Source organism: Saccharopolyspora sp. ASAGF58 (genome assembly GCF_012277335.1).
Lineage (GTDB): Bacteria > Actinomycetota > Actinomycetes > Mycobacteriales > Pseudonocardiaceae > Saccharopolyspora > Saccharopolyspora hattusasensis.
This window is the reverse complement of record NZ_CP040605.1, coordinates 5,731,700-5,757,094: the sequence shown is the minus strand read 5'-3', so window position 1 is coordinate 5,757,094 and position 25,395 is coordinate 5,731,700. Positions and strand designations below refer to the sequence as shown.

The following is a 25,395-nucleotide window of genomic DNA, read 5'->3' as shown; positions in this document are numbered from 1 at the left end:
GTGCCCCTTTTTTCTCGCGATCAGGTTGGCGATCGACTGGACGGCCGCAGCGGACATAGCACGCTGGGCAAGTCAAGCCGCACACCGCGTGAACTACCGTGAGATTTCACTCAGCGGGCTCAGCGGTCGGCGCAGGTGTGCCAGGGTCTGGGCTCATGCGGATAGCTGAGCTGGCCACGTGGATCTGCGCGGGCCTGGCGATCGTGGCCGTCGGGCTCGCCGGCTGGCAGCTCTGGCTGGCCCGCCTCGCGGCCCGCCAAGCAATAGAACGAGCGGAAACTCTCCGCCGCTTGGCGGACGCCGCCGAAAGCCACGCCGCGAAGGCCGCAGGGGCGGCCCGAACCGCACAAGCACAGGCCGAACGCGCTTGGGAACAGGTCAAGCTGGCCAGCGGCCAGCTCGACGAGGCGCGGCAGGAGCGCCGAGCCACCACGCAGACGGAACAGTGGGAATGGGCGTACTCGGTGACTACGGCTGCCAGAGAGCTCGTCGACACCAGCCAGGAGCTGATCCGCAGCGCCCTGGACCCCCACGTGGCCCCGCACCACCGCGTTGCCGCCGAACGGTACTACCGGCAAACCGCCCGGCGTTGGCAGGAAACGATGATCAAGGCGGTCGCACGCACATCTCCACCCCTGGAAGTGCAGCAGCAGTTCGTCACTTTCGTCGACGTGCACCAACGCCTGCACGGCCACCTCGGCGTGCTCCTGCGCGCCGTCGAAACGAACACGCTCTCCGACGGCGACGCGCTGACCAAGCAGATCTTGGGTCTGCGCCACGAGATCAACAACGCGCACCGGAACCTGCGGCGGACCATCAGCGCGAGCCTGACCGCCCCGGACGCCCCAACCCAGCAGATCACCGCCTGACCACCGCCACACCGTGTCCCTGTCAGACCGGTCGCGACGGGGCGGCGATCCGCGCTCGTAGCCCTATTCTCGGTGCACGCTGGGCGTCAAATCGCCGGTGAAGCCGCGGAAACCTATACTCCGAACCAATCGAGAAGGACCGCCGTCCGGCGGCGAGGCCGATGAGAGGTCGGCATGCGTACTTCCAGATCGATTTACCGTAGCGCCCTCACCGGAATCATCGGCGCACTGGCGCTGACGATGGCCGCCTGCGCTCAACCAGCACATCCTCCGGCACAGTCCGCCATCGACTACCACCAATGGCACTCCGCCGACGATTTCCAGTCGGGCACCGCCGAGGGCGTGCGCAGTGGCGGAACGGGCATCCAGATCGGCGAACGGATCGGCACCGTCGCACATCCCGCACCCGATGGGCGGGAGCGCGACTACGACTACGCGCGGTGGACGTCGCCGCTGCAGGCGACGGGGTTCGGGGCGACCCAGTTGGTCGCCTCGTGGAACGCGGCGACACCGCCCGGCACCTGGCTGCGTCTCGAAATGCGGGGGCGGACCAACACCGGCGCTCGAACCCGCTGGTACGCCATGGGCGAATGGGCGTCAGGCGATGCCGACATCCACCGCACGAGCGTCGCCGGGCAAGCCGATATCCACGGAACCGTCAACGTGGACACATTCACCACGAGTCCCGGAACGACGCTGTCCGGCTATCAGCTCCGCGCCACCCTCTACCGCGCCGTTGGCACACCGGCGTCGCCCTCGCTGTCGATGCTGGGCGCGATGACCTCGAGGATCCCGGACCGGTTCGGAGTTCCCACCTCCGGCCCCGGCGGGGCATGGGGTACCGAACTCCCAGTACCGCGATACTCCCAGAACGTCCACAGCGGACACTTCCCGCAGTACGGCGGCGGCGGCGAGGCCTGGTGCAGCCCCACATCGACGGAAATGGTCGTCGAGTACTGGGGAAAACGGCCACCCGAGCAGGACCTGGCCTGGATCGGTCCACAACACCCGGATCCCGCCGTCGACCACGCCGCGCGCCAGACGTTCGACTACGCCTACGACGGCACCGGGAACTGGTCGTTCAACGCCGCCTACGCCGCCGCCCACGGCTTGGAAGCGCACATCACCCGCCTGAACTCGCTGGCCGACGCGGAACGCTACATCCGCAGCGGAATTCCCTTGATCACATCGCAGTCGTTCGCCGCCAACGAACTCAACGGCGCGGGATACGACACCGACGGCCACCTCATGGTCATCGTCGGCTTCACCACGAACGGGGACGTCATCGCCAACGATCCGGCTTCGTCCGACGACGCGGCCGTGCGCAACATCTACCCTCGCGCCCAGTTCGAGAACGTCTGGCTGCGCACGAAGCGCCGGGACGCCACCGGAGCGGTGGTCGACGCTTCCGGCGGCATCGCATACATCATCACGCCGCCCCGATTCCGGACCTAAAGTTTTCGGCGATCGTCCCACGGGAATGCGGTCGGCCGGTCGGCAACCAAAAGTTAACCACCGGACCCTCGCGCCAGCGGGTGGTGATCGACGCCGACGGAGGCCTCACCAGGGCCTGACACCCCATGACCGAACCAGGGCATCATGGTTCGCCCGCCGGGCCCCGTGGTGCGGGGATGAGGTCCCGGAGGTATTCGCGGTGCTGGGCGGGTAGTGCTCTACCGCCTGGTCGTGGTGTTCGCTTTGGGTCCACTGTGGGTGGTGGGATGAACGCGGGTCGCCCACCGCGCATGGTGATTTCCCATCGCTGGTTGTGCAGGGTCCGGTGGTGGTGACCGCAGAGCATCACCATGTTGCTCAGCTCGGTGGTTCCACCGTCGGCCCAGTGGGCGAGGTGATGTGCTTCCGGGGTTCCCGGCGGCCGGTCGCACCCCGGGAACGCGCACACCCCGTCCCGCTGCAGCAACGCCGCGCGGATCTGGGCGGGCGCGGTCCGCTTCGCCCGGCCCACGTCCAGCGGGAGCCCGTCCCCGTCGAGGACCATCGGCAACACCTCGGCATCGCAGGCGATCCGTCGGGCGTTCTCGGCGGTGATGGCCCGTTCGGTGTTAAGGGTCCCGGGCATACCGGTCTCGGCGGCGACGAACCCGAGCCCCTTCTTCAAATCCTCGAAATCGATAGAGATCGTCAGGTGCGGGCGCTGCCCACCCGTGCGCGGAACCCCGTCATGATCCAGCGCCAGGTCCAGGATCGCGGCGAACCCGTCGGCGTTGCGCTGCCCCACCGTGCGCGGATCCTTCTCCCCCTCCACCTCCGGACGGGGAGCGGCCAGGGGCTGCATCAGCGCGGCGAACTTCGCCCCGGCCTCGCGGTCGAGGCGGGCTTTGATGACCGTCATCCCGTCCCGGGCAACCGTGTAGTGCAGCTCCCGTGACTCGTGCTGGTCTTCCTCGTCGTCGTAGGCGCCGTCCTGGTCCAGCAGATAGCGGATGCGCTCGGCGAGTTTCTCCAGCTCACGAGGCGTCATCATCCGCGCATACCCGACGAGGGTCGATTCGACCTCACCGACCTGATGACAGCGCGCATACTCCGGCAGCCGACGGACCCCGTCCACGATCACCCGCGCGTGCTCCAACCCGATCGCACCCTCGGCCAAAGCCGCGGCGGTCTCGGGTAGGTCGGCGGGCATGACCTCGCCATACAAGCTCTGCCGGTCTTCAACATTGCGGGCGACCTTGACGCGGGTTTGCGCATCACGCGCATCGATGTTGAGCAGCCCCTGCAACCACACCTGCGCCGACCGGAACCCCAACTCGGCATACACACCACGGTGGTCGGCTTCGGCGATGCACAGCAACTGCTCCATCATCAACACCCGCATCCCCTCCTCCAGTTCACGGATACGGGCGGCGAGTTCGGCATCCGTGCACGACACCGCCGACCGGGCACCAGCGGTGCCGACGGCCGGATCCTGGGTGTTCAACAGCGGTGTCATACCAAGTATTCTCCCGCATTAGCACACCAGTTCGCACGTCTTTTATGGTCGCTTGATCAGGTGAAACACCCGGCCCAAAGCCCAAAAACCCAACCCGCGCGGAAGCGAAACCACCGGAAACCACGACACAGCAACGAAAACCAGGGCACGCCGAAGGCGACACCCACCCACCACCACACCACCAGCACGAGCATCGTGAGCGGTTTCAAGCGCTACAGCCCCGAAAACCGCGCACGGGCCACCTCGGAACGCAGCGATCACTACCACCCACCCCGCCCACCACCACCCACCCCCAGTACTCCGCCACCCTGCAACGCAAAGCCTCACCCCGCCAGACCGCTCCTGGCCATCCCCGTGGCACAAAGCCGAACAGGTGCTGCGGGACGGATGTCAAGCCGTTCACCCCCGAAGGGGCGGCCGAAGGCCGGGCTTGACCTCCGGCCCGCAGCCCCCACACTCCACCCGCCACGGGGATGGCCACCCACAACCAAACCCCCACAAGCCCCAACCCCGGCAAGCCCCAAAACCGGCAAAAAGCCCAACCTAGAAAGCGACACCCACCGCCACTCTCCCCGCCCCCGTTTGCCGGCGCCGTTGTCGACCACGACGGCCAGCACCTCGCCGGGGACGACCTCGAAGTCGGCGCCGTCGATGGCGATCACCCAGCCGTAGCACTTGACCAGGCCGCGGGCGCAAAGCGTGGGCACCATCAGCTCTTCCTCCTCGCCACGCGGTCCACCACGACCGCTGCGAGGGCCAGGGCCCCGATGGCGACGTCGTGGTCGCACCCGCTGTTGCAGCGTGCTCCGCAATTGCACCGTCGGCCCCTCCCCCTGAAGCGGGACACCTCCTGGCCCGATCCAGCCCCTCGTCCTACCTGGTGCGAGCTCACGGTCACATCCGGCCGCCGTCCGTCCGCTAGCTCCGCGCACTACTCAAGCCAAATGCGAGGGCAGCATGAGTAGTTCACCCCGTACCTGGCTCCGGTGCCGGACGTCACAGTGGATAGCGCGACCGAAGCAGTTCGACCCACCAGGCATCCGCCGACGAATCGGGGTGTGACCATGTCCCAGCTCACCCAGCGCTCCCACACCGCATCACTGGCTTCCTGCCTCCTAGACGAACTTGATCGTCGCGCCAAACTCGCCGAGCTCTGCATGAACCACGCGCTCGAACAGCAGTGCTGGGACCTCGTGTCGCGGCACCACCGCGAACTGCTCGTCGTCCGAGCGGAAATCCGTCGGCGCCTGGACGCCCTCGAGGACTTCCCCGGCCACGTCGGATCGCGCCTGGACGAGTGGACAGACGATACGGTCGGCTCCGGTTGAGTCCCGACAGATCAGACAGGGCGAAAACCGCTCCGTGCGACAGCGCGAGCGCGATGGCCAGGGCCAGCGCGATGGGCGCTGGGGACTTGGTCGGAGGTGAATCCGTTGCGAAGAAAACCAGTTGCCCGAATGGCACGCCGCACCCTAGCCTCCTCGGTACACAGGAAGGGAGGTGGTCCAACGTTGAATACCAACAGGACTTGTGAGGTGGCTGTCCGCTAGGACCGCCCACGGCACTCCAGCCGACCCGTGTCGTCTGATCCTGCGGGATTCGGCGCGGGCATGCGGTCGGCGAATACCAGGCAGCTACCCGACCCCGGGGCCCCGAACTGCGTCCGGTTCGGCCTGTACGGACAAACCGGCAGGAATCGGCTCCGGGGTTGCTGCTTCTTCGGTCGGGGTTTGCCATTCGCGAAGACCCGGTCGAGCTCAGGACGCGGTCGGCGCGGCAGGCCAGTCGGCTCCGGTGTGCACGATCGCGGGCCTGTTCGCGTTCGTCCCGGCGCATAGGGAGAATTCCGCTGACGATGCCGAGCTCGACGAAGAAGCGGACGCCGAGGAGACGACCCAGTTGCAAGTAACCGCGATCGACCCTGCCAGCCCCAGCATCAGCGGGGTCGGCTTAGCACCCTTCCGCGGTTGGCGCGTCGCGCCCGAGCGCCTGCGTGATCTGGCCGGGCGCTACGCCACGCCCTGGGATCAACATGCCGGCGCCTGGGACGGGTCGGCTGAGGAAGCAGCGAGCGTCCTGCGGTCCTGGCAGCGAAGCGGCGCGCTGGTGCGCGAGCCCGCCCGCGCTCTGTACGCCTACGAACAGACCGGCCCGCGCGGGTCCCAGCGCGGGCTGCTCGCTGCCGTCCACCTGGACAGCCGCCTGTTGCCGCACGAGGACGTCATTCCCAGTCGCGCCAACGGTATTGGCCGGGTCCTGGAGGTCGGTCGGCTGAACCTCGAGCCCTTGCTGCTGGGCTACTCGGGCGGTGGGCGCACCGCAGCCCACCTCGATGCAGCGACCCGGCGCACGCCGGCGTCGGAAGTCCTCGCCTCGGACGGACAACGGCACCGGTTGTGGCGCATGACCGACCAAGCGGCGCACGCTGACATCACGGCCGAGCTCAGCCGCATCCCGGCCTTCCTCGCCGACGGGCACCATCGTTGGGTCGCGGCCCGGCAGCTCCGCCGCTACCTCCACGCCGAAGGTCGCGGCACGGGCCCGTGGGACTACATCTCCGGTTTGCTCGTCGACGTCCAGCGCAGCCCGATGGCGCTTTCCCCGGTCCACCGCGTCCTGCCGCACGTCAATCCGACAGCAGCCCTGAACTCGGCGGCGACCCGATTCCGGGTAGCCAGGTTGCGGGGCGGCCTCACCGAATGGTTGCGCGTGCTCCGGCAGAACGCCCAGCACGCAATCGCCTTCGTGGTGGTGACCGGGCACGAGGCGTTCCTGCTGACCGACCCGCACCAGGCGTTCGTGGCCGAAGAACTGCGCCGGGTTCCAGCGGCACTTCGCCGGATGCAGCTCACCGTCCTGCACGCAGCTGTGATCGAAACGCTTTGGCGCGTACCGGACTCGCCCGAGGACATCCACTACGAGGCCAGCCCCACCAAGGCCGCGCGCCAGGTCCAGGAGTTCGGTGGCATCGCCGTGCTGGTCGCGCCACCACGGCAGGCCGATCTCCAGAACGCCGCCGGGGCGGGCTTGAGGCTGCCGCGCAAGTCGACCTCGTTCGGCCCCAGGCCGCACCCCGGTCTCGTCCTCCGCCTCTTCGACGAAGACTGACTCCCCAGCAGGGGAGGAAGTCAGCGATCGGTGCTGGACCGGCAACTGACGACTGCCGCCGACGGCGCGCCGCAGGTCCGCTCAGTCGTGGCTGGCCTTGAACCGAGCGCGGTCGTGGTCCGCGTCCGCGTCGTTGTGCAGGTCGTCGCCCAGATCGACGCGGACCCAGTGCAGCTTGCCGGTGAACGCGTTGTCCCCCACCGGGTAGTCGTCGGTGACCGGTGTGGCACGGTCGACGCCGATGTCGAAGGTCTCGTCGAAAGCGAAGTAGTACGGGATCGTTTTCGGGAGCACGACCTCGCCGACCTGTTTACCGTCAACGTGCAGCGCCACGTCGCCGCCCCTGCCGACGCCGCCGCCGTGGTACGAGAACTCCATCCGGATCTCGTGGCGCCCGCCCGCCAGCGGAACGCGTGCCCGCGCCGCGTGCACCTCCAAGCCGAAGTAGTTGTAGGCGTAGCAGAGCCGCCCCTCGTGGAAGTACACCGACCAGCCGCCGAAACGGCCACCTTGCGCGATGATCACCCCCGCCGCAGCGCTGTCGCCGGTCTCGACCTGGGCTGTCACGCTGTGCGAGCGGTTCTTGACGTTGGGCGCGGTTTCCTCCGTCAGCCGCTTCGCTCCCGCGTGGAACGTGATCGATCGGCGATCTCCCATGAGGTCGAGCCGTCCGGCCTCCATCGGGTTCTCCCGCTCGGTCATCCGGTCGTCGAGCGGGAACACGTTGTACCTGCTCGCCTCGATGAGGAACAGCTGCTTGAGCTCGTTCAGCTTGCCGGGATGCTCGGCGGAGATGTCGCGCGCCTGCGTCCAGTCCGCAGTGGTGTCGTAGAGCTCCCACACGTCGTCGTCGAAGTAGCGGCGCTGGTCGCCTTGCACCATCTCCCACGGCGTGCCGTGGCGGGTCACCGCCATCCAGCCGTCGCGGTAGATGCCCCGGTTGCCGACCATCTCGAAGTACTGCAGCCGATGCCGGTCCGGCGCTTCGGCGGCGTTGAAGCTGTAGAGCATGCTGGTACCCTCGATCGGCTGCTGGGCGACACCGTCCACCTCGACCGGGTGCGGGATGCCCGCGGCTTCGAGCACGGTGGGCACGACGTCGATCACGTGGTGGAACTGATGGCGCAGCCCGCCCCGCTCGGCGATCCCGCGCGGCCAGTGCACGACCATGCCGTCCCGCGTGCCCCCGAAGTGCGAGGCGACCTGCTTGGTCCACTGGTAGGGGGTGTTCATCGCCAACGCCCAACCCACCGGGTAGTGGGCATGGGTCGTGGCATCGCCCAACGCGTCCGCGTTTTCGACGATGAATTCGGCGGTGTCGGGTATGCCGCTGGCGAACCGGTGCTCGTTTAGTGTGCCGCCGAGTCCTCCCTCGGCGGACGCCCCATTGTCACCGAGGATGTAGATGAACAGCGTGTTGTCCAGCGCGTCGAGTTCCTCCAACGCATCCACGAAACGCCCCACCTGGTCATCGGTGTGCTCGGCGAAACCCGCGTAGAGCTCCATGAGCGACGCGGCCGCCCGCTGCTCCGTCGCCGACAGCTCGTCCCAATGCGGCACGCCTTCCGCCCACGGCGCCAGCTCGGCGTCCACGGGCACCACGCCGAGTTCTTTCTGGCGCCGCAGGGTGATTTCTCGCTGCCGGTCCCAGCCGTGATCGAACTCGCCCTCGTACTTGTCCCGGTACGCGCGGGGGACGTGGTAGGGCGCGTGCGTGGCGCCGAACGGCAGGTAGACGAAGAACGGGTGGTCCGGCTTCAGCGACCGCTGGTCCCGCACCCAGTCGATCGCCTGATCGACCAGATCCTCCGACAGGTGGTAGCCGTCCTCCGGGCGGCGCGACGGCTCGACGGGAGTCGTCCCGTCGAACAGCAGCGGGTACCAGTGGTTCATCTCGGCGCACAGGAACCCGTAGAACTTCTCGAAACCCTCCCCCGTGGGCCACCGGTCGAACGGCCCGGCCGCACTCACGTCGCGGGCCGGGGTCTGGTGCCACTTGCCGAACGCCGCGGTGTTGTAGCCGTTCCCCCGCAGCACCTGCGCCAGAGTGGCGGCACTGCGGGGCCGGATTCCGCTGTATCCCGGTGCGGCGCTGGCCATCTCGGTGGTGACCCCCATGCCCACCGAATGGTGGTTGCGCCCGGTCAGCAGCGCCTGCCGGGTCGGCGAGCAGATCGCGGTGACGTGGAAGCGGCTGTAGCGCAACCCGCCGTCGGCGAGCCGTTCGGCGGTCGGCATCCGGCATGGCCCGCCAAAGGCGCTGGGAGCGCCGAAACCCATGTCGTCGATGAGCACTACCACCACGTTCGGCGCTGTTTCCGGAGGTCGCACCGGCTGAACGGGTGCGAACTGAGGCTCCTGATCACGCACGTCCACGGACGTGGCCGGGGTGCCAACGGCATCTGGAATCGGCAAACGTTCGCGGGAAACGACCGCGTCGCTCATTCAGACCTCCTGGACAACATCCGAGTCCTGCCCGAGTTGTGAAACGGCAGCATTCAGCGGAACGGGCGAACGGAAATACCAAAATGGCGAGACCCCGCCCTCGGATAAGTCACCGGACGGGGTCTCGCCAGCCCTCACGGCTGATTGCGCGCGGCCCGCTCGGTGCGGGCCGACCTGCACGTCGGGATCAGACGAGGTCGAACCGGTCGAGGTTCATCACCTTGTCCCACGCCGCGACGAAGTCGCGCACGAACTTCTCCTTCGCGTCGTCGCTCGCATAAACCTCGGCGAGCGCCCGCAGCTCCGAGTTCGAGCCGAAGACGAGGTCGGCGCGGCTGCCGGTCCACTTGACCTCGCCCGAGGCGTCGCGTGCCTCGAAGGTCTGCGCGTCCTCCGACGTCGATTTCCACGTGGTGCCCAGGTCGAGCAGGTTCACGAAGAAGTCGTTGGTCAGCTTCCCCGGGGTGTCGGTGAGGACGCCGAGCTCCGAGGAATCGTAGTTCGCGCCGAGGACCCGCAGACCACCGACGAGGACGGTCGTCTCCGGCGCGCTCAGCGTGAGCAGGTTCGCCTTGTCCAGCAGCAGGTACTCGGCCGGGAGCCGGCTGCCCTTGCCCAGGTAGTTGCGGAACCCGTCCGCGGCGGGCTCCAGCGCGGCGAAGGACTCCGCGTCGGTCTGCTCCGACGAGGCGTCTACGCGGCCCGGCGTGAACGGCACCTCGACCTCGTGGCCGGCGGCCTTGGCGGCCTGCTCGACGGCCGCGCACCCACCGAGCACGATCAGGTCGGCAAGCGAGACCTTCTTGCCTCCGGTCTGGGCGGCGTTGAAGGACTCCTGGATGCCCTCCAGGGTGCTCAGCACCCTCGCCAGCTGGTCGGGGTTGTTGACTTCCCAACCCTTCTGCGGCTCCAGGCGGATCCGCGCGCCGTTGGCGCCACCGCGCTTGTCGCTGCCGCGGAACGTCGAGGCCGACGCCCACGCGGCGGAGACCAGCTGCGAGACGTCCAGACCCGAGTCGAGGATCTTGGCCTTCAGGTCGGCGATTTCCTCGGCACCGATGAGCTCGTGGTCGACCGCCGGGAGCGGGTCCTGCCACAGCAGGGTCTCCTCCGGCACCTCCGGGCCGAGGTAGAGCGACTTCGGCCCCAGGTCGCGGTGGGTCAGCTTGAACCACGCCCGGGCGAAGGCGTCCGCGAACTCGTCGGGGTTCTCCATGAACCGCCGCGCGATCGGCTCGTAGATCGGGTCGTACCGGAGCGCGAGGTCGGTCGTCAGCATGTTCGGCGCGATCCGCTTCGACGAGTCGTGGGCGTGCGGCACCGTGCCTTCACCCGCACCGCCCTTCGGCTTCCACTGCTTCGCGCCGGCCGGGCTTTCGGTCAGCTCCCACTCGAAGCTGAAGAGGTTCCAGAGGAAGTTGGTGCTCCACCTCGTCGGCGTCGAGGTCCAGGTGACCTCGAGACCGCTGGTGATGGTGTCCGCTCCGCTGCCGGCGCCGAAGGAGTTCTTCCAGCCCAGGCCCTGCTCCTCCAGCGGGGCGGCCTCGGGGTCGGCCGCGAGGTTGCTGTCGGGCGCCGCGCCGTGGGTCTTACCGAAGGTGTGACCACCGGCGATCAGCGCGACCGTTTCCTCGTCGTTCATCGCCATGCGGCCGAACGTCTCGCGAATGTCGCGGGCCGCGGCGATCGGGTCCGGGTTGCCGTTCGGGCCCTCCGGGTTGACGTAGATGAGGCCCATCTGGACCGCCGCCAGCGGCTTTTCGAGGTCCCGCTCACCGGTGTAGCGCTTGTCGCCGAGCCACGTGGTCTCGGGGCCCCAGTACACGTCCTCGTCGGGCTCCCAGACGTCCTCGCGACCACCGGCGAAGCCGAAGGTCTTGAAGCCCATCGACTCCAGGGCGACGTTACCGGCCAGGATCAGCAAGTCGGCCCACGAGATGTTCTGGCCGTACTTCTTCTTGACCGGCCACAGCAGGCGGCGCGCCTTGTCGAGGTTGACGTTGTCCGGCCAGCTGTTCAGGGGCGCGAAGCGCTGCTGACCGGCGCCGGCGCCACCGCGGCCGTCGCTGATGCGGTACGTGCCCGCGCTGTGCCACGCCATCCGGATGATCAGCGGACCGTAGTGCCCGAAGTCGGCCGGCCACCAGTCCTGCGAGGTCGTCAGCACCTCTTCGATGTCCCGCTTGACGGCGGGCAGGTCGAGCGCCTTGAACGCCTCGGCGTAGTTGAACTCCTCGCCCAGTGGGTTGGCCACCGGCGGGTTTTTCGCGAGGATCTTCACGTTGAGCCGGTTCGGCCACCACTGGCGGTTTCCGCCGCCCTCGGTCGGGTGCGGGGCGCGTCCGTGCGCGACCGGGCACTGGCCTGCGCTCTCCTCCTGCGCCTCGCCAACAACGGCGTCAGTGCTGTCAGTCACGGGAATCCTTTCGGGCTCTCTTCAGCGGGTTTTTTCCGGAACTGGCTCGGGGGAACAGGCCGGGCACAGTCCCCAGTAGATGACCTCGGCCTCGTCGATCGTGAAGCCGTGGGCATCGGAGGCAGCCAAGCAAGGTGCGGCACCCACAGCGCAATCGACGTCGACGATGACGCCGCACGACCGGCATGCGAGGTGGTGGTGGTTGTCCCCGATCCGCGCCTCATAGCGGGCCAAGGACCCCATCGGCTGGATGCGACGCAGCAAGCCCGCGGCGGTCAGCGCGCGCAGCACGTCGTAGACGGCCTGGTGGGACACCTTGGGAAGATCTTTGCGCACGGCACCGATGATCGATTCCGTGTCAGCGTGCGGGCGATCATGCACCGCAGACAGCACTGCCACCCGAGGACGGGTCACGCGCAGTGCAACCCCGCGCAGCATGCGCTCGAGGTCCGCAGTCGTTGGCACGCGCAGCAGTCTGGTCCATTTTCTTGAATTAATCAAGAGTGGGTTGGCGCTCGTCCCGCACCAGCCGAGCAGGAGATGGCGATCGGCGCCAATCCACCACTGCCCGTCGCCCGCTGTTCATCCGTCGCTCTCCAGCGCCCGGTAGCGTGGCGGCACCCAGGGAGGTCAGGCGTGGAACTGCGGCATCTCGTCTCATTTCTAGCTATTGCCGAAGAACTGCACTTCGGCCGGGCCGCGGCGCGGCTGCACCTGGCTCAGCCCTCGCTGAGCCAGCACCTGCAGCGGCTCGAACGCTCGGTCGGGGCGGCGCTGGTAGCCCGGAACTCGCACGAGGTCCGGCTCACCCCCGCCGGGGAAACCTTCCGCGAGCTCGCGCAGGACATTGTCGCCAGGGCGGAGCGGGCGGGGCAGGCCGCGCGGGCGGCCGCTGCCGGGCGGGCCGGCACGGTCCGGGTCGGGTACAACTTCCCCGCCGGGCAACGGATTTTGCCCGCCACGCTGAGCGCGTTGCACAGCCGCCACCCGGCGATCGACGTGACCATGTTCGAGATGCGGACCGGCCCGCAGCTGGCGGCTCTCGCCGACGGGCGGCTGGACGTCGCGATGGTGTACGGCAAGCCGGCGGCGACCAACCTCACCAGCCGCCTGCTGCTGCGCGTACCGCTGGTCGCCGTGGTCGGCCGGGAACACAGCTGGGCCGGTCTCGACCGGGTGCCTTTCGGCGAGCTCGCCGGGGAACCCTGCGTGCTGTTCAACCGGGCCCAGTCGTCGGCCATGTACGACACGATCTTCTCCGCCGCCCGGACCAGCGGAATCCAGCTCACCGTCGCCGAGGAGGTCGACGACCCGGGTGCGACGGCCATCCTCGCCGCGGTCAAGCCGGTTGTCGGCTTCGCCTCGGCGCTGCGGGGCGGGCTCACCGACGTCCGCTCCCCCGGCGCGCGCACCACCACCGTCCCGCTGGTCGACCCCGTACCCATCCTCGAGCTCCACGCCGTCTGGCCCACCGAGCATGGCCCGCTCGTGAACGCGTTCCTGGAATGCCTTCCCCCCGGTGCGCTGGAGTAAGGATTCACCTGCAGGCGGCGTGCTCTACGGCTGGCGGCCCGATGGCGGAACCGGCTGCTGCGTCCTGTTCGCAGCGTCATTTCAGGCCGGATCTCACGAACGCGTTCACGATGTGCCGTTGCAGCACCAGGTAGAGCGCGAACACCGGAAGGCAGGTCAGTCCCGCGGTGGCCATCAGCGGCCCCCACTCGTTGCCCTCGGTGCCGAGGAAGCTACGCAGGCCGAGCTGCACCACCGCGTTGCTGCGCTGCAGCACCATGGCCGGCCAGAAGTACTCGTTCCACGCCGTGATGACCAACAGGATGCCCAATGCCGCAAGCACCGGGCGCAGCGAGGGCACCACAACCGTCCACAATGAACTCCAAGATGACCGGCCGTCCATCCGGGCCGCGTCGAGCAGCTCCTTCGGGAAGTTCTTGAGGTGCTCCCGCAGCAGCAGCACGCCCAATGCCGAGCACAGCGTCGGGATGATCACCCCGGCCAGCGTCTCCAACAGGCCCAACCGGGCCAGCAGCACGTAGTTGGGCAGCATGGTCGCCTGGAACGGCACCAGCCAGGTGCCCACGAACATCAGATGCAGCAACCGCTGGAACGGGAACGACCAGGCCGCGAAAGCATAAGCGGCGAGCAGCGCGATCAGCAGCTGCCCCAGCGCGCTGAGCACGGCCACGATCGCGGTGTTCAGCAGCATCCCGGCGAGGTCGATCTTGCCGAGCGCGTCGGCGTAATTGCCGGTGGACAGCGGCCACGGCAACACCGACAGCTGGTAGACATCACCGGGCGCGCGCAACGACGTGGCGTAGAGCCAGTAGATCGGGAACACGCAGAACAGGCCGAGCAACCCGAGGGCGGAGTGGCCCAGGGCCCGCTGCGCCGGGCTGCGCGCCCCGACCGGCTCGTCGTTCGCGCTGTGTTCAGTCGTCATGATGGCTCAACCGATCCGCCAGGCTCGCCAGCAATGCGGCGAGCACGATGAATCCCAGGAAGAAGACGATCCCGGCCGCTGCGGCCAACCCCGCGTCGTGGCTGCGGAACCCGTACTCCCACAACAGGTAGTAGACGTTGGTGGTGGAGCCGACCGGGCCTCCTTGGGTGAGGGTGTCGATCAGCGGGAAGGTCCACTGCGCGGACAGCAACACCGTCATCAGCACCAGGAAGGCCAGCGTCGGCGAGAGCAGCGGCAGTGTGACCCACCGCGTGATCTGGCCGCGCGAGGCTCCGTCGACCTGCGCGGCCGCCGCGTAGTCCGGGTTGATCCCGGTCAGCCCGGCGGAGACGACCAGCGCGGCGAACCCGACCAAGTGCCACCCGGTGATCACGATGATGACCAACTGCGCGGTCCCGGTGGTGTTGATCCAGTTCAGCTCGGTTCCGAGCAGCCGGTTGACCACACCGGCGGTCGGATCGAGCAACCACTGCCAGACCGCGGCCCCGGCGACCGGCGCGACGAGCATCGGCGCGAACACCAGGCCGCGGTAGACAGCCGCGGCGCGGCCGCGCACATGGCGGGTCAGCAGCCCCACGACGGTCGGGATCAGCACGGTGAACGGCAGCATCCCGGCGATCACCGCGAAAGTGCGCAGCACCGACTCGCCCAGTTCCGGCGTGGTCAGCAGGCGAATGTAGTTCGCGAACCCGACTTCCCGCATGGGCGAGGTCGGCACGAGGTTCCAGGAGTGAACCGACAGGTACGCCGTCTGCGCGAGCGGCTGGTAGGTCCACAAGACGAGCAGCGCGACGGCAGGCGCCAAGTAGAGGTACGGCGGTGCGATCCGCCGCACCCGGCTCCACGCCGACCGGCGTGCGGCGGGCACAGCCTCCGTGCCCGCCGCACTCGGGGAGGGGATCTCCACGAAAGTGCCGGTCACCAGGCCCCCACCACTTCGTGGACCATCCGCAGGCGCTCGGCCGCGTCCACGTCGTAGACCTGGTCGGCCGTGGACAGCGGGACCGCGGTGGACACGATCTGGTCGCCGAACACGTCGATGCGGCTGAACCCGGCGTCCGCTCCGGCGCGCAGCCGGCCCTTTGGCGGGACCGCGGCCACGCCGTAGGCGAGTGCTGGTCCCACCCAAACCGGGATTCCGGCCAGCGCACCGCACCCGGTGTGGTGCGCGTGCCCGCTCACGATCAGCCTCACGTCGGTGCCCCTGAGCACCTCGGCCAGCCGGTCCGCGCCGCGTAGCCGGAGCAGGTGCACCGTCGGCACCGGCGAGGGCAGTGGCGGGTGGTGGCTGATCAGGACGGTGCCCCGGGGAGCCGAGGTGGCCAGCACGCGGGCCAGCCAGTCCAGTTGCGCGTCCGACAGGTGACCGTCGTGGTGGCCGGGCTCAGTGCTGTCCATCGTCACCACCCGAAGGCCGTCCACCGTGGACACCGAGTCGCACTCGCCCGTCGCGGGTTGCTCGTCGAGCAGCTCGGCGCGGAACGCCGCGCGCTCGTCGTGGTTTCCCATCGCATAGACGATTTCGGCGCCGAGCCGGCGTGCGGCAGGTGCGACGATGCTGCGCAGCCTGCGGTAGGCCGCCGGGTCTCCGTCGTCGGCGAGGTCACCCGTGAGCAGCAGCGCCGCCACGTCGGCCTCGGAGTTCTCGACCATCTCGACGGCCGTGGTCAGGTTCGCCGTCGTGTCGACGACACCGTGCATCAAGCCGTCCGCCGGCCGCAGGTGGGTGTCGCTGAGCTGCACGAGCGTGAGGTCTGGTTGGGTCACCTGCCACCACCCGGCAGCAGCTTGGACACCTCGGCCTGCTTGGCTTGCAGCGTTGTCGCGGCGTCCGCGCCTTGGAACACCGAGCTCTCGACTGCCTCCATCATGCCGTCGCGGATCTGCAGGTAGTTGGGGCCGGGCATGGACACCCACGGCTCCATGTTGGCCAGCTGCGTCAGGTTCGGCTTCAGGTAGGGGTTCTTGTCGGCCCACGACTTGAGGCCGTTCGGATCGTCGACCAGTCCGGTGCGCAGCGGCAGGTAGCCGATCTTGCTCGCGATCTTGGTGTAGGCCTGCTCGCTGGTCAGGAACTTCATCAGCTCCCAGCTGGCCCGCTGCTTCTCGGGCGAGTGCGAGAACACGAACAGCGCCGCGCCCGAGTTCGTCGGTACCGTCGGCTTGCCCTGGAACCCCGGCATCGGGGCCGCTCCCAGCCGCCACTTCCCAGCGGCGCCCTTGAGGAAGTTGCCCTGCGTGGCGCTGGATTCGAGGATCATGCCCAACTCTCCGCGGGCGAAGGCATCCACCGCCTGCGTCTGGGTGCGGTTGGGCATCGCGCCGGAGCGCACCATGTTCTGCATGCTCTGCACGGCCTCGACCGCGGGCGCCTCGGCGAAGGAGAGGGAACGCCGGTCCTGGGCGATCACCCGACCGCCGTTGGAACGCACGAGCGCCTGGAAGCACCAGTCCTTGGACGCCTTGGTCATGCAGTCGACGTAGGCACCGTCCTTGCCGGTGCGCTCCTTGACCGCCAGTGCCGCCCGCTGCACCTCGTCCCAGGTCGCCGGCGGTCTTGCCGGGTCCAGCCCGGCGGCGGCGAAGAGGTCCTGGTTGATGTAGAGCGTCGGGGTGGAGAAGACGAACGGAACGCCGTAGGTCTTGCCGTTCCAGTCGCCGAGTGTCCGCGCGGTCGGGGCGTACGGGTGTCGCGATCCGTCGAAGTTCCGCTGCACCTCGTCCTTTCCGACCAGGTCATCCAGCGGCGCGGCACCGAGCTGGTTGACGGCGAAGTCCAGGTCGCTGAAGCCGAGCTGCGCCACGTCCGGCGGATTGCCCGCGGTCAGCTGGCTCTGCAGGCTGGGAATCGTGTCCGTGGCCGGGTTCGAGCTGTTGCCCTGCGGTTTCTGCGCGGTCACCGTGATGTTCGGATGGGTCTTTTCGAACTCGTCGATCAGCTCGTTGAAGGTGTCGGTCCAGGCGCCGGCCTGGCCGAAGTTGTAGCTCTCGAAGACGATCGAGACCTTCTGGTCGGGGGCCAGCTCCGGAACCCGGCCCACCGCCGCCGGGGTGTCGGTGGTGCCGAGCCCGCAGCCAGCGGCGACCAGCGTGAGAGCCGTCGCCGCGCACGCCGCGACGAGGGACTTCTTCATCAAATTCTCCTTGTTCTGATGGGAAATCAAACGCCTGCGGCGACCGGAGCAGGCCGCCAGGCCAGCCTGCGGCCGCTGCCGGGGTCGAAGAGGTGCAGGTGTTGGGGGCGGGTGGCCAGGTTCACCCGGTCGCCAGGCCGCAGGCCGAGCGGACGGGGTCCGCGCACGCAGATCGGGCTGGCGCCGGCCTCGCAGAGGGCGACTTCCTCGCTGCCGAGGTTCTCCACCGCGGTGACCGCTGCGCGGATGCCGTCTTCCTCCAATCCGGCCGGGCGGAGGTGCTCGGGCCGCACACCGAGCACCACCTCGCGCTCGGGCATTTCGCCCTCGATGCCCAACCCGAGCTCGACGCCGTTTGCCCGAGCCGTGAGAGCGCCGCCTTCGGCACGCACGGTGACGTCCAGCAGGTTCATGGCAGGCGAGCCCAGGAACCGGGCGACGAACACCGAGGCCGGTTCGTCGTAGACCTCCTCAGGGGTGCCGACCTGTTCCAGCTTTCCCCCGTCGAGCAAGGCGATCCGGGTTGCCATGGTCATCGCCTCGACCTGGTCGTGGGTGACGTAGACCATCGTCGCGCCCAACCGCCGGTGCAGTGCGGAGATCTCCGCACGGGTGCTCGCCCGCAGCTTGGCATCCAAATTGGACAGCGGCTCGTCCATCAGGAACGCGCCTGGGTCGCGGACCAACGCCCGGCCCAACGCCACCCGTTGCCGCTGGCCACCGGAGAGTTCACGCGGCTTGCGGTCGAGCAGCTCCACTAGGTCGAGGGTGGCGGCCACCTCGGCGACCTTCGCCCGGATGTCGGCCCGGGACCAGCGCCGGGCCCGCAGCGGGAAGCCGATGTTGCGGGCCACGGACAGGTGCGGGTAGAGCGCGTAGCTCTGGAAGACCATGGCGAGGTCGCGCTGCTGCGGTGGGACGTCGGTGATGTCGGCGCCCGCGAGCCGCAGCCGTCCCCCAGTCGGCGGCAGCAGCCCGGCGATCATCCGCAACAGCGTGGACTTGCCGCAGCCGCTCGGGCCCAGCAGCACCACGAACTCCCCGTCGGCAACATCCAGCCAGACGTCGTTCACGGCGGTGACCGAACCGAATCGGCGGCTCAGACCCTGCAGTTCAATACGGCTCACTGCGCACCTTTCGCCTCTCTCGACGGGCTCCCGCCGAACGCGGCTTAGTGCAACAGGCATTCGTATACGGCAGGTGAACGACCGCTGCCACCCGCCGGACCGGGCGAGCCCCGAAAGCGCCGGTGACCAGGCAAAACACCGCCATTTTCGGAAATCGCCCGCCGGACGTCGATCGGAGAACGCAATCGACCGAGACGATCCGCCGCTGGCGCGGCCTACGTCGCGATCATCGTCCTTTTAGGAGCGGCGCCCCGGTCACTTGATCCTCCCGATCAGCGAATGGGCCAGGGCATCGAAGGAAGCGCGGATCTCAACGGACATCGACAGCGAGGCGAGGCAGTCGTCAACCCCGGCAAGATGCGTGGCAGCTTCCCGCTCGGCGAACGCACGCCCACCAGCCTCCTCGATGAGCTCCGCCGCTAATCGCAGGTCGAAGTCGGTGCGCACGCCGCGCCCGAGCAGAGCCCCCAGCCGCGAGCTCGCGGGCACCTCGGCGGTCAGCGCAGCGATCACCGGCAGCGTCCGCTTGGCCTCGCGCAGGTCCCCGAACACCTGCTTGCCGGTGTTCGCTGGATCACCCCAGATGCCAAGCACGTCATCGGTGCACTGGAAGGCGAGGCCCAGATGGCGCCCGAGCCGGTCGAAGCAGTCCGCAGCCGCAGCGTCGGCACCGCCCAGTAAGGCGCCGGCCGAGGCGGAAAAGGCCAGCAGCGCACCGGTTTTGGCTTCGGCCATCGCCTGGTACTCGGCGATGCTCACCGCCTGCTCGCCCGTCCACGGCCGCTCGGTGAACCGAATGTCCTCGACCTGCCCCACGACGACCTCCCGCATGGCGGTGGCAAGGCGCGCAGCTGCCGCAGCGGCGTTCGGGCCGCCTCCGCTGAGCAGGATCCCGAACGCCTCGGAGTGCAGCGCGTCGCCGATCAGGATCGCCGCCGGAACCCCGTACTGCTTCCACACGGCCGGCTGACCGCGTCGCAGTTCATCGTTGTCGATGATGTCGTCGTGGATCAGGCTGAAATTGTGCACGAGTTCAGCGGCGGCAGCCGCGGGCAACGCATCCGTTGCCGCGGCGCCGACCGCCTCCGCCGCGAGCAGGGCCAAGGTGGGCCGGATGGCCTTGCCCCCGGTAAAGGAGCCCCCTGCGCGCCAACCGAAGTGGTATCTGCCGATACTCGCCAGCGACGGACCGAGCCGGTCGATGAGATCCCGCAACACCGGTTCGGTAAGCGCGCGAGCACGTCGAGTCGCGTCGAGCCCCAGCTCGTGATCACGGCTCGCGGTGGCCGGAAACGTCATCATGATCCGCCTCAATCCTGGTATCGCCCTTGACCCGATCAACGGTATCCAGCCGCGGAGTCCGCCGTATCGGCCGAAGTGGCAGCAAAGATCAACCGATCGACCGAGACAACGACTTGGCACCTCATACTTTCGGCCCGGTTCACCGACGCCGCCGTCGTCGTCGGATCATCTACCGCTAGCGATACGGACTGGCACCGACATCAGTCCGGGCCGAGCGGGGGCTGGCCTGCGTCGTAGACCAGCACGCCCCGGTCGGCGACCAGGCGCGCCTCGGGGCTGGGGCGGTGCGGTCGCACCGTTCCGTCGTGCATCAGGTGGGCGACCTCCACCCCGCGGACCAGGGTCAGGAAGTCGGCGATCATCTTGCGGTGGCAACGCCACCACACCGACTCGGCGCACATCACCGCGGTTGGTTCCGCAGCCGCGTCGGCCAGCAGGTCGTCGATGGCGACCCGGAAACCGCCGGAGCGCATGTACTCGGCGTAACCGCTGAACGACCGGTTGCGCAGCGCGGTGTCGGGGCTGTCCGGGTGCGCCCGGCGCCACCCACCGAGCCGGGCGTCCCATCGGTAACCGATGTGGGCCGCCGGCAACCACTGCGACATCGCCGACCGCGTCGCATCGGGGTTGTACCGGCTGCCGGGTGCGGTGCGCACGTCGACCAGCAGGTGGACGTCGGCGCCGCGCAGCAGGCCGGTCATGGTCGCCGCGTCGGCGGTGCCGTGCCCGAAGGTCAGCACCCGCATCGGGACCACGCCTGTCGCGGAAGGACCCCAGCGGTCGCCGACGCTGCTGAGGACGCTTCCCGCAGGTGGAAGCGAGCTCTCGCCCAGCGGTTCTCGTGGTCGTTCGGCAATCTCACGACAACCTCCCGTGGCAATTGACGCAGATCCGTCGCATCGCGGCCAGGTCGCCATCCCGCTGCGGTGCAAGACCGCCGACGACGCTACCGGCGCCTGATAGGTGCGGCTTATCCGCATTTCGGAAACATCACATTGCCGCACACCGGAATTCCGGCGGAGAATCCAACCAAATTGAAGATCCTGCTGCTGCGGCGCGGAAACCGCTCTTGTCCCGACTCCGGACTCCGCTGCCGAGGAACGAGCTTCGCCTCATGTTCGGTGCACCGCAGTGCGGGGAAGAACCGGGAGGTGTGCCATGCCGGCTTGGCGAGTGCGCGATTTCCACGACGACGACCTGGACCAGGCGATCCACATCTGGGACCAGAGCAGGGCAGGCGGGGAGCCGGTGTTCTCCGCCGCAGAGGTGGTGTCGATCGCGCGGGCCGGGCATCCGGCCCTGGTCGCGGTGGTGCAGCAGGACGTCGTCGGCATGGCGGCAGCCAAGGTCGAGGGTGACAGGGCCTGGCTGGCGCTGTTCGCCCTCGACGCCCGGTGGCGCAACCGGGGCATCGGCAGCGCGCTACTGGCCGAGTTGGAGAAGAAGCTGCGAGGCCTGGGCGTGCACCGCATCACCAGCCTGGTGTCCGAGGGAGCCGCGGGTTTCCGGGCGATGGTCAACTCCGGCTACCGGCCGCGCACCGACCTGACCTACTTCGAGAAGGTGGAAGAACTCGACCCTGCCGAGTTCGACGTGCTCGAACATCTCGGCGGCACGCTACTGCCGCCCGGTAGGTGGGACGCGCTGGCGGGCATGCGGCAGGAGAAGGACATCATCGATCGCCGGGTCGTGCTGCCGATCTCCCACCCCGATCGGGCCGAACGCCACGGCGTGCTGCCGCCCAAGGCGATCGTGCTGTTCGGGCCGCCGGGCACCGGCAAGACCAGCTTCGCCAAGGCCATCGCCTCCAGGGTGAACTGGCCGTTCGTCGAACTCTTCCCTTCCCGGCTCGCCGCGTCTTCGCCGGGCGGGCTGGCGGCCTCCCTGCGCGAGGCGTTCTCGGAGCTGGAGGAACTGGACGACCTGGTCCTGTTCATCGACGAGGTCGAAGAGATCGCCGGAACCCGTTCCACACCCGCGGCGGGCCCTGCGCACGGGGTGACCAACGAACTGCTCAAGCTGATCCCGGGCTTCCGCGAACACGACCACCGCCTGCTGGTCTGCGCCACCAACGCGGTGGGCTCGCTGGACCCGGCCTTCCTGCGCCCGGGCCGGTTCGACTACATCATCCCGGTGGGGCCGCCGGACCCACCTGCGCGGCGGGCGATCTGGTCGCGCTACCTCGGCCCGGCGCGCGACAACGTCGATCTCGACCTGCTTGTGCAGCGAACCGAACTGTTCACCCCGGCGGACATCGAGTTCGCCGCGCGCCAGGGCGCCCAGGCCGCGTTCGAGCGCGACGTGCTGCACGAGGACCGAGAACTCGCGACGACCGACGAATACCTGAAAGCGATCGCAGACGCACGCCCGACGCTGACAGCCGAGGTCATCGCCGAGTTCGAGCAGGATATCGACACGTACACGAGGCTCTAGCGCGGCTCTAGCGCAACGCCGGGTTCGCGCCACATCGCGCTGCTGGCGGTCGACCTCATCGGGCCGTCACCTGGGGTCGAGCACGAACACGGGGATCTGCCGGTCGGTCTTCTCCTGGTACTCGGCGTACGACGGGTAAGCCGCGACCGCACGCTCCCACCACCCGGCCCGCTCGGCACCCTCGACCTCGCGAGCGACGTACTTCCTGTTCGCGGTCCCGTCCTGCAGCGAGATCTCGGGGTGCGCCTTGATGTTGTAGTACCAGGTGGGGTGCTCCGGTGCGCCGCCCTTCGACGCAACCACGGCATAGCTTCCGCCCTGTTCCACGCGCATCACCGGGGTGTAGCGCAGCTTGCCGGTCCGCGCGCCGCGCAGCGTCAGCAGCACGATGGGCGACCCGAGGATCTCGATGCCCTCGGTGGTCCCGGTCTCGAGCACCTTCTTCGTCTGGTTGCGCACCCAGTCCGTCGGGCTGAACTCCGCATCCTCGCGTGCAGCATCCACTTCGGACGCTCCTTCCACCGGTGGCCCGTCAGCACCCGACGACTGGTCAGGACGGTGAGCCGTTCGATTCTGCCGAGCCCACAATAACTCGCTCCCCAGACCCGAATCATGATCCGAAGCTGCGCCGACTCCGCTGACGGGTGAGACACGGCGCCCCGCTTCACCCGCGGTCAGCCTGCCCGGCGATCTTTGCCGCGACTTCGGCGGCGGTACTGCTCCGCGCGTCAACGGATGGTGACCGAACGGCGCGGCCAGGCCAGCGCCTCGGTCCGTTCCGCCAGGCGGTCATCCGAGGACGAACGGGAGTTTCGCGGCCAGTTCGCCGAGCTCGGTCTGCTCCGCGTCCGTCGGGGCCCGGCGTCCGGTGCCCACCAGCAGCGCGTCCTTGTCGGACCACGACGCGGGAAACGGCTCCCCGGCGATCTCTTCCAGCATCTCCCGGGTGCGAGACAGGCTTTCGGTGGGCGGTTCGGCAGCGTCGTGGAGGTGCGCGATCAGGTCGAGGTGGTGCAAGGTCCATTCCAGGACGTACGCGGAGAGGTAGTCGCCCGCGGTGAGCACCTGGTCCTGGGTGCTGACCCGGACGCCCGGATCCGCGAGCTCGGCGGCGCGACCGGCGGCGGAGCCGACGTCGTCGAGGTGGAACTTCAGCAGCCACGGCTGCTCGTACGCGGCGGCCAGCCGGACGATCAGCGCGTCGAGCGGGTCGTCGCCGGTCGGCGGCGTTCCGGCGACGTTCCAGTAGGTCACCGCGTTCCGGGTCGGCTCCGCATCGGCGGGGGTCACGAGAGTGATCAGGACGTCCTGGGCGTCGAGGATAAGGTGGCATACCAGGTCCCGCACGAGCCAGCCGGTGCAGCCGGACGGCCGCTCGAAGTCCTGGTCCCGGAGTTCGGCGACGGCCGCGCGCAACGCCGCCCAAGAGCTCGAGAAGAGATCCACAGCGCCAAGCTAGCAGCGCCCGGCCGTGGTGACGACCGCTTTTCGATCTCCGCAGCGCACCGGCACCGGCCACGACGGGCCCACGATGTGATCACTGGACCTCGGCGTCGCAGATCGTGCTAGGATCGTCAGCGGTCGTTAGTTTCTGGGTACGTGTTCCCGCATGTTCGCAGGATCTTGTGCGGATGTGTTGTTGTCTTCAAATCGATCTGGAGAAAACCGCCATCTGAAGGCCCGGTTCGCCACGCGGTGTGGTGTTCCGTCATCCAGCGCTCGAAGAAGGAGAAACAGCGTGGCACAGGGAACCGTGAAGTGGTTCAACGCGGAAAAGGGCTTCGGCTTCATCGCCCCGAACGACGGTGGCCCGGACGTTTTCGTCCACTACTCCTCCATCGACACCAACGGGTTCCGCAGCCTCGAAGAGAACCAGGCGGTGGAGTACGAGGTCACCCAGGGCGCGAAGGGCCCGCAGGCCAGCGGCGTGCGCCCGCTCTGAGCCTTCCGCTCTTCGCCGACCCGACCGATCGGAACCCCGGCTGAGCCTCGATGCGGCTCCCCCTCCGGACCAGGAGGGGGAGCCGCATTGCGCTTCGCGCCAAGAATCCCCCACCATCGCCGGGGCCGCGCAGCCCGTAGGCTGGGGTCGCTCGCGGTGGCCCGCGGCGAGTGGGCGACCGCGACCAGCCACCTCACGGAGACCGGCGCGTGCGTCCCGGCGTGACGGTCCGGCTAACCGCCGTTCTGCTCGATCTTGTTCCCAGCGGGCGAGACCACGTACCAGGTGCCGCCGTCGGAGTACACGGTGTCACCGTTGGCTTCGCCCGGAACGTCGTCACCTTCGTAGTAGTACAGCGGGTGTCCGTTGTAGACGACCTGGGCGCGGCCGTCCGGACGTGTGACGACGCCGAGCAGAGCGGGGTTAACGCCTGCACCGGCAGTGGGCGGGCCGGTCGTCGTGAGCGGCGGCCAGGCCGAGGTGCACCCGCCGACGCAGGTCGGCTGCGAGTCCCGGTCGTTGCTGAACAGGTACAAGGTGCGACCGCTGGGGCCGGCGAGCACGGTGCCCAGGTTCGGCACCTCAAGGGTCTGCAGCGCGATGACCTCGTCCGTGACCGGTGGGGCCGTCGTCGGTGGTGGCGGCAGTCCACTTCCGACACCGTCCGGGTACTCGCCGGGTGAGCATGCGACCGCGACCAAAGCCATTGCACCACAAGCGAGCCCGCCCCAGCGGAAGCGCGGGCCGATGCTTCTCCGCCCAGTACTGCGGTCTCGAGTCGAACGAGTCATCATGCCCTCTCCTTGGCCGGGACGGCGCCTTTCCGGCGGTCCCAGCTCGACCGTTGCCCCCGCGGAACGGATATCGATCCCAAGGCTGTTGCGGACCTCAGGCAATGGTCGCGCGCGCACTCGTCAGTGGCCCCGGGCACGAGCCTGAACCTCGTTGGGAACGGCAGCATAGGGCCGTTGGTCCCCCACGGTGGTCACCGAAGAAAGGTAGCGCGGATGCTTCGTCTTGAGGGCGGGGAAGAAGCGCACGTGGTCGGTGGACACGGGTGCCGGTACTTCGTGACGAAAACCAAGTGAGCATGCGTCAGGGAACTCGTTTTTGCCGGTACGGAACTCGCTGTCGATAGCCGTTAACTCACTGCTACGGTGATCCACATGACAGCAGCGAAGGCCGGGGAG

21 protein-coding genes and 1 pseudogene are annotated in these 25,395 nt (G+C 68.5%); 7 read left to right on the top strand and 15 right to left on the bottom strand.

Annotated features, from left to right (window positions below; all coding sequences use genetic code 11):
* The first annotated feature begins 155 nt into the window (after positions 1-155).
* Both FDZ84_RS26850 and FDZ84_RS26845 read left to right on the top strand, forming a co-directional pair.
* Positions 156-869, top strand: a complete 714-nt coding sequence (locus FDZ84_RS26850) for a hypothetical protein (protein ID WP_168588142.1) — start codon at positions 156-158, stop codon at positions 867-869.
* A gap of 174 nt (positions 870-1,043) precedes the next feature.
* Positions 1,044-2,324, top strand: a complete 1,281-nt coding sequence (locus FDZ84_RS26845; protein ID WP_168588141.1) for a C39 family peptidase — start codon at positions 1,044-1,046, stop codon at positions 2,322-2,324.
* A gap of 142 nt (positions 2,325-2,466) precedes the next feature.
* Here the strand turns inward: FDZ84_RS26845 and FDZ84_RS26840 are convergent, their stop codons facing one another.
* Positions 2,467-3,819, bottom strand: coding sequence for an HNH endonuclease signature motif containing protein (locus FDZ84_RS26840; RefSeq protein ID WP_168588140.1), 1,353 nt, complete (start codon positions 3,817-3,819; stop codon positions 2,467-2,469).
* Positions 3,820-4,400: 581 nt separating this feature from the next.
* Positions 4,401-4,529, bottom strand: a pseudogene (locus tag FDZ84_RS39355) (sugar ABC transporter ATP-binding protein); the annotation flags it as partial.
* Between the two features lie 354 nt (positions 4,530-4,883).
* On the opposite strand from FDZ84_RS39355, the gene FDZ84_RS26830 reads away from it, so the two are divergent.
* Positions 4,884-5,147, top strand: coding sequence for a hypothetical protein (locus FDZ84_RS26830; RefSeq protein WP_168588139.1), 264 nt, complete (start codon positions 4,884-4,886; stop codon positions 5,145-5,147).
* A gap of 466 nt (positions 5,148-5,613) precedes the next feature.
* Positions 5,614-6,927 (top strand): DUF1015 family protein, encoded by a 1,314-nt coding sequence (locus FDZ84_RS26825; protein WP_168588138.1) that lies wholly within the window; start codon positions 5,614-5,616, stop codon positions 6,925-6,927.
* Between the two features lie 81 nt (positions 6,928-7,008).
* Here the strand turns inward: FDZ84_RS26825 and FDZ84_RS26820 are convergent, their stop codons facing one another.
* From FDZ84_RS26820 to FDZ84_RS26810, 3 genes are all read right to left on the bottom strand, one after another.
* Positions 7,009-9,372 carry an arylsulfatase gene (locus FDZ84_RS26820; RefSeq protein WP_168588137.1) on the bottom strand — a complete coding sequence of 788 codons (2,364 nt, stop codon included), beginning with the start codon at positions 9,370-9,372 and terminating at the stop codon, positions 7,009-7,011.
* 187 nt (positions 9,373-9,559) lie between these two features.
* Entirely contained in the window at positions 9,560-11,788 is a 2,229-nt protein-coding gene (katG, locus tag FDZ84_RS26815; protein ID WP_168588136.1) for a catalase/peroxidase HPI, read from the bottom strand.
* A 21-nt stretch (positions 11,789-11,809) separates the two neighbouring features.
* Positions 11,810-12,226, bottom strand: a complete 417-nt coding sequence (locus FDZ84_RS26810) for a Fur family transcriptional regulator (RefSeq protein WP_168590377.1) — start codon at positions 12,224-12,226, stop codon at positions 11,810-11,812.
* A 198-nt stretch (positions 12,227-12,424) separates the two neighbouring features.
* On the opposite strand from FDZ84_RS26810, the gene FDZ84_RS26805 reads away from it, so the two are divergent.
* The gene (locus FDZ84_RS26805) at positions 12,425-13,321 is read left to right on the top strand and encodes a LysR family transcriptional regulator (protein ID WP_168588135.1); all 897 of its coding nucleotides are present in this window, start codon (positions 12,425-12,427) and stop codon (positions 13,319-13,321) included.
* Positions 13,322-13,397: 76 nt separating this feature from the next.
* On the opposite strand, the gene FDZ84_RS26800 is transcribed toward FDZ84_RS26805, so the two are convergent.
* The 7 genes from FDZ84_RS26800 to FDZ84_RS26770 form a co-directional block, all read right to left on the bottom strand.
* Positions 13,398-14,246, bottom strand: a complete 849-nt coding sequence (locus FDZ84_RS26800) for a carbohydrate ABC transporter permease (RefSeq protein WP_168588134.1) — start codon at positions 14,244-14,246, stop codon at positions 13,398-13,400.
* On the bottom strand, positions 14,236-15,189 hold the full coding sequence (locus FDZ84_RS26795; protein ID WP_168588133.1) for a carbohydrate ABC transporter permease: 954 nt from the start codon (positions 15,187-15,189) through the stop codon (positions 14,236-14,238). The genes FDZ84_RS26800 and FDZ84_RS26795 overlap by 11 nt, the downstream gene beginning before the upstream one ends.
* Positions 15,186-16,034, bottom strand: coding sequence for a metallophosphoesterase (locus tag FDZ84_RS26790; protein WP_168588132.1), 849 nt, complete (start codon positions 16,032-16,034; stop codon positions 15,186-15,188). Before FDZ84_RS26790 ends, FDZ84_RS26795 begins: the two co-directional genes overlap by 4 nt.
* Positions 16,031-17,401 carry an ABC transporter substrate-binding protein gene (locus FDZ84_RS26785; RefSeq protein WP_168588131.1) on the bottom strand — a complete coding sequence of 457 codons (1,371 nt, stop codon included), beginning with the start codon at positions 17,399-17,401 and terminating at the stop codon, positions 16,031-16,033. Before FDZ84_RS26785 ends, FDZ84_RS26790 begins: the two co-directional genes overlap by 4 nt.
* A gap of 26 nt (positions 17,402-17,427) precedes the next feature.
* Positions 17,428-18,528 carry an ABC transporter ATP-binding protein gene (locus tag FDZ84_RS26780; protein WP_168588130.1) on the bottom strand — a complete coding sequence of 367 codons (1,101 nt, stop codon included), beginning with the start codon at positions 18,526-18,528 and terminating at the stop codon, positions 17,428-17,430.
* Positions 18,529-18,783: 255 nt separating this feature from the next.
* Entirely contained in the window at positions 18,784-19,830 is a 1,047-nt protein-coding gene (locus FDZ84_RS26775) for a polyprenyl synthetase family protein (RefSeq protein ID WP_168588129.1), read from the bottom strand.
* A gap of 200 nt (positions 19,831-20,030) precedes the next feature.
* A complete protein-coding gene (locus FDZ84_RS26770) occupies positions 20,031-20,576 on the bottom strand; it encodes a DUF488 family protein (RefSeq protein ID WP_168588128.1) in 546 nt (181 codons plus the stop codon).
* Positions 20,577-20,988: 412 nt separating this feature from the next.
* On the opposite strand from FDZ84_RS26770, the gene FDZ84_RS26765 reads away from it, so the two are divergent.
* Positions 20,989-22,263 carry an ATP-binding protein gene (locus FDZ84_RS26765; protein ID WP_168588127.1) on the top strand — a complete coding sequence of 425 codons (1,275 nt, stop codon included), beginning with the start codon at positions 20,989-20,991 and terminating at the stop codon, positions 22,261-22,263.
* Positions 22,264-22,329: 66 nt separating this feature from the next.
* Here the strand turns inward: FDZ84_RS26765 and FDZ84_RS26760 are convergent, their stop codons facing one another.
* Positions 22,330-22,767, bottom strand: a complete 438-nt coding sequence (locus FDZ84_RS26760) for a nitroreductase family deazaflavin-dependent oxidoreductase (protein WP_168588126.1) — start codon at positions 22,765-22,767, stop codon at positions 22,330-22,332.
* 285 nt (positions 22,768-23,052) lie between these two features.
* Positions 23,053-23,709 (bottom strand): maleylpyruvate isomerase N-terminal domain-containing protein, encoded by a 657-nt coding sequence (locus FDZ84_RS26755; protein ID WP_168588125.1) that lies wholly within the window; start codon positions 23,707-23,709, stop codon positions 23,053-23,055.
* Positions 23,710-24,001: 292 nt separating this feature from the next.
* Here FDZ84_RS26755 and FDZ84_RS26750 point away from each other — a divergent pair, with 292 nt between their 5' ends.
* Positions 24,002-24,205, top strand: a complete 204-nt coding sequence (locus tag FDZ84_RS26750) for a cold-shock protein (RefSeq protein WP_168588124.1) — start codon at positions 24,002-24,004, stop codon at positions 24,203-24,205.
* Between the two features lie 233 nt (positions 24,206-24,438).
* On the opposite strand, the gene FDZ84_RS26745 is transcribed toward FDZ84_RS26750, so the two are convergent.
* The gene (locus FDZ84_RS26745) at positions 24,439-24,912 is read right to left on the bottom strand and encodes a hypothetical protein (RefSeq protein WP_168588123.1); all 474 of its coding nucleotides are present in this window, start codon (positions 24,910-24,912) and stop codon (positions 24,439-24,441) included.
* Positions 24,913-25,395: the final 483 nt, after the last annotated feature.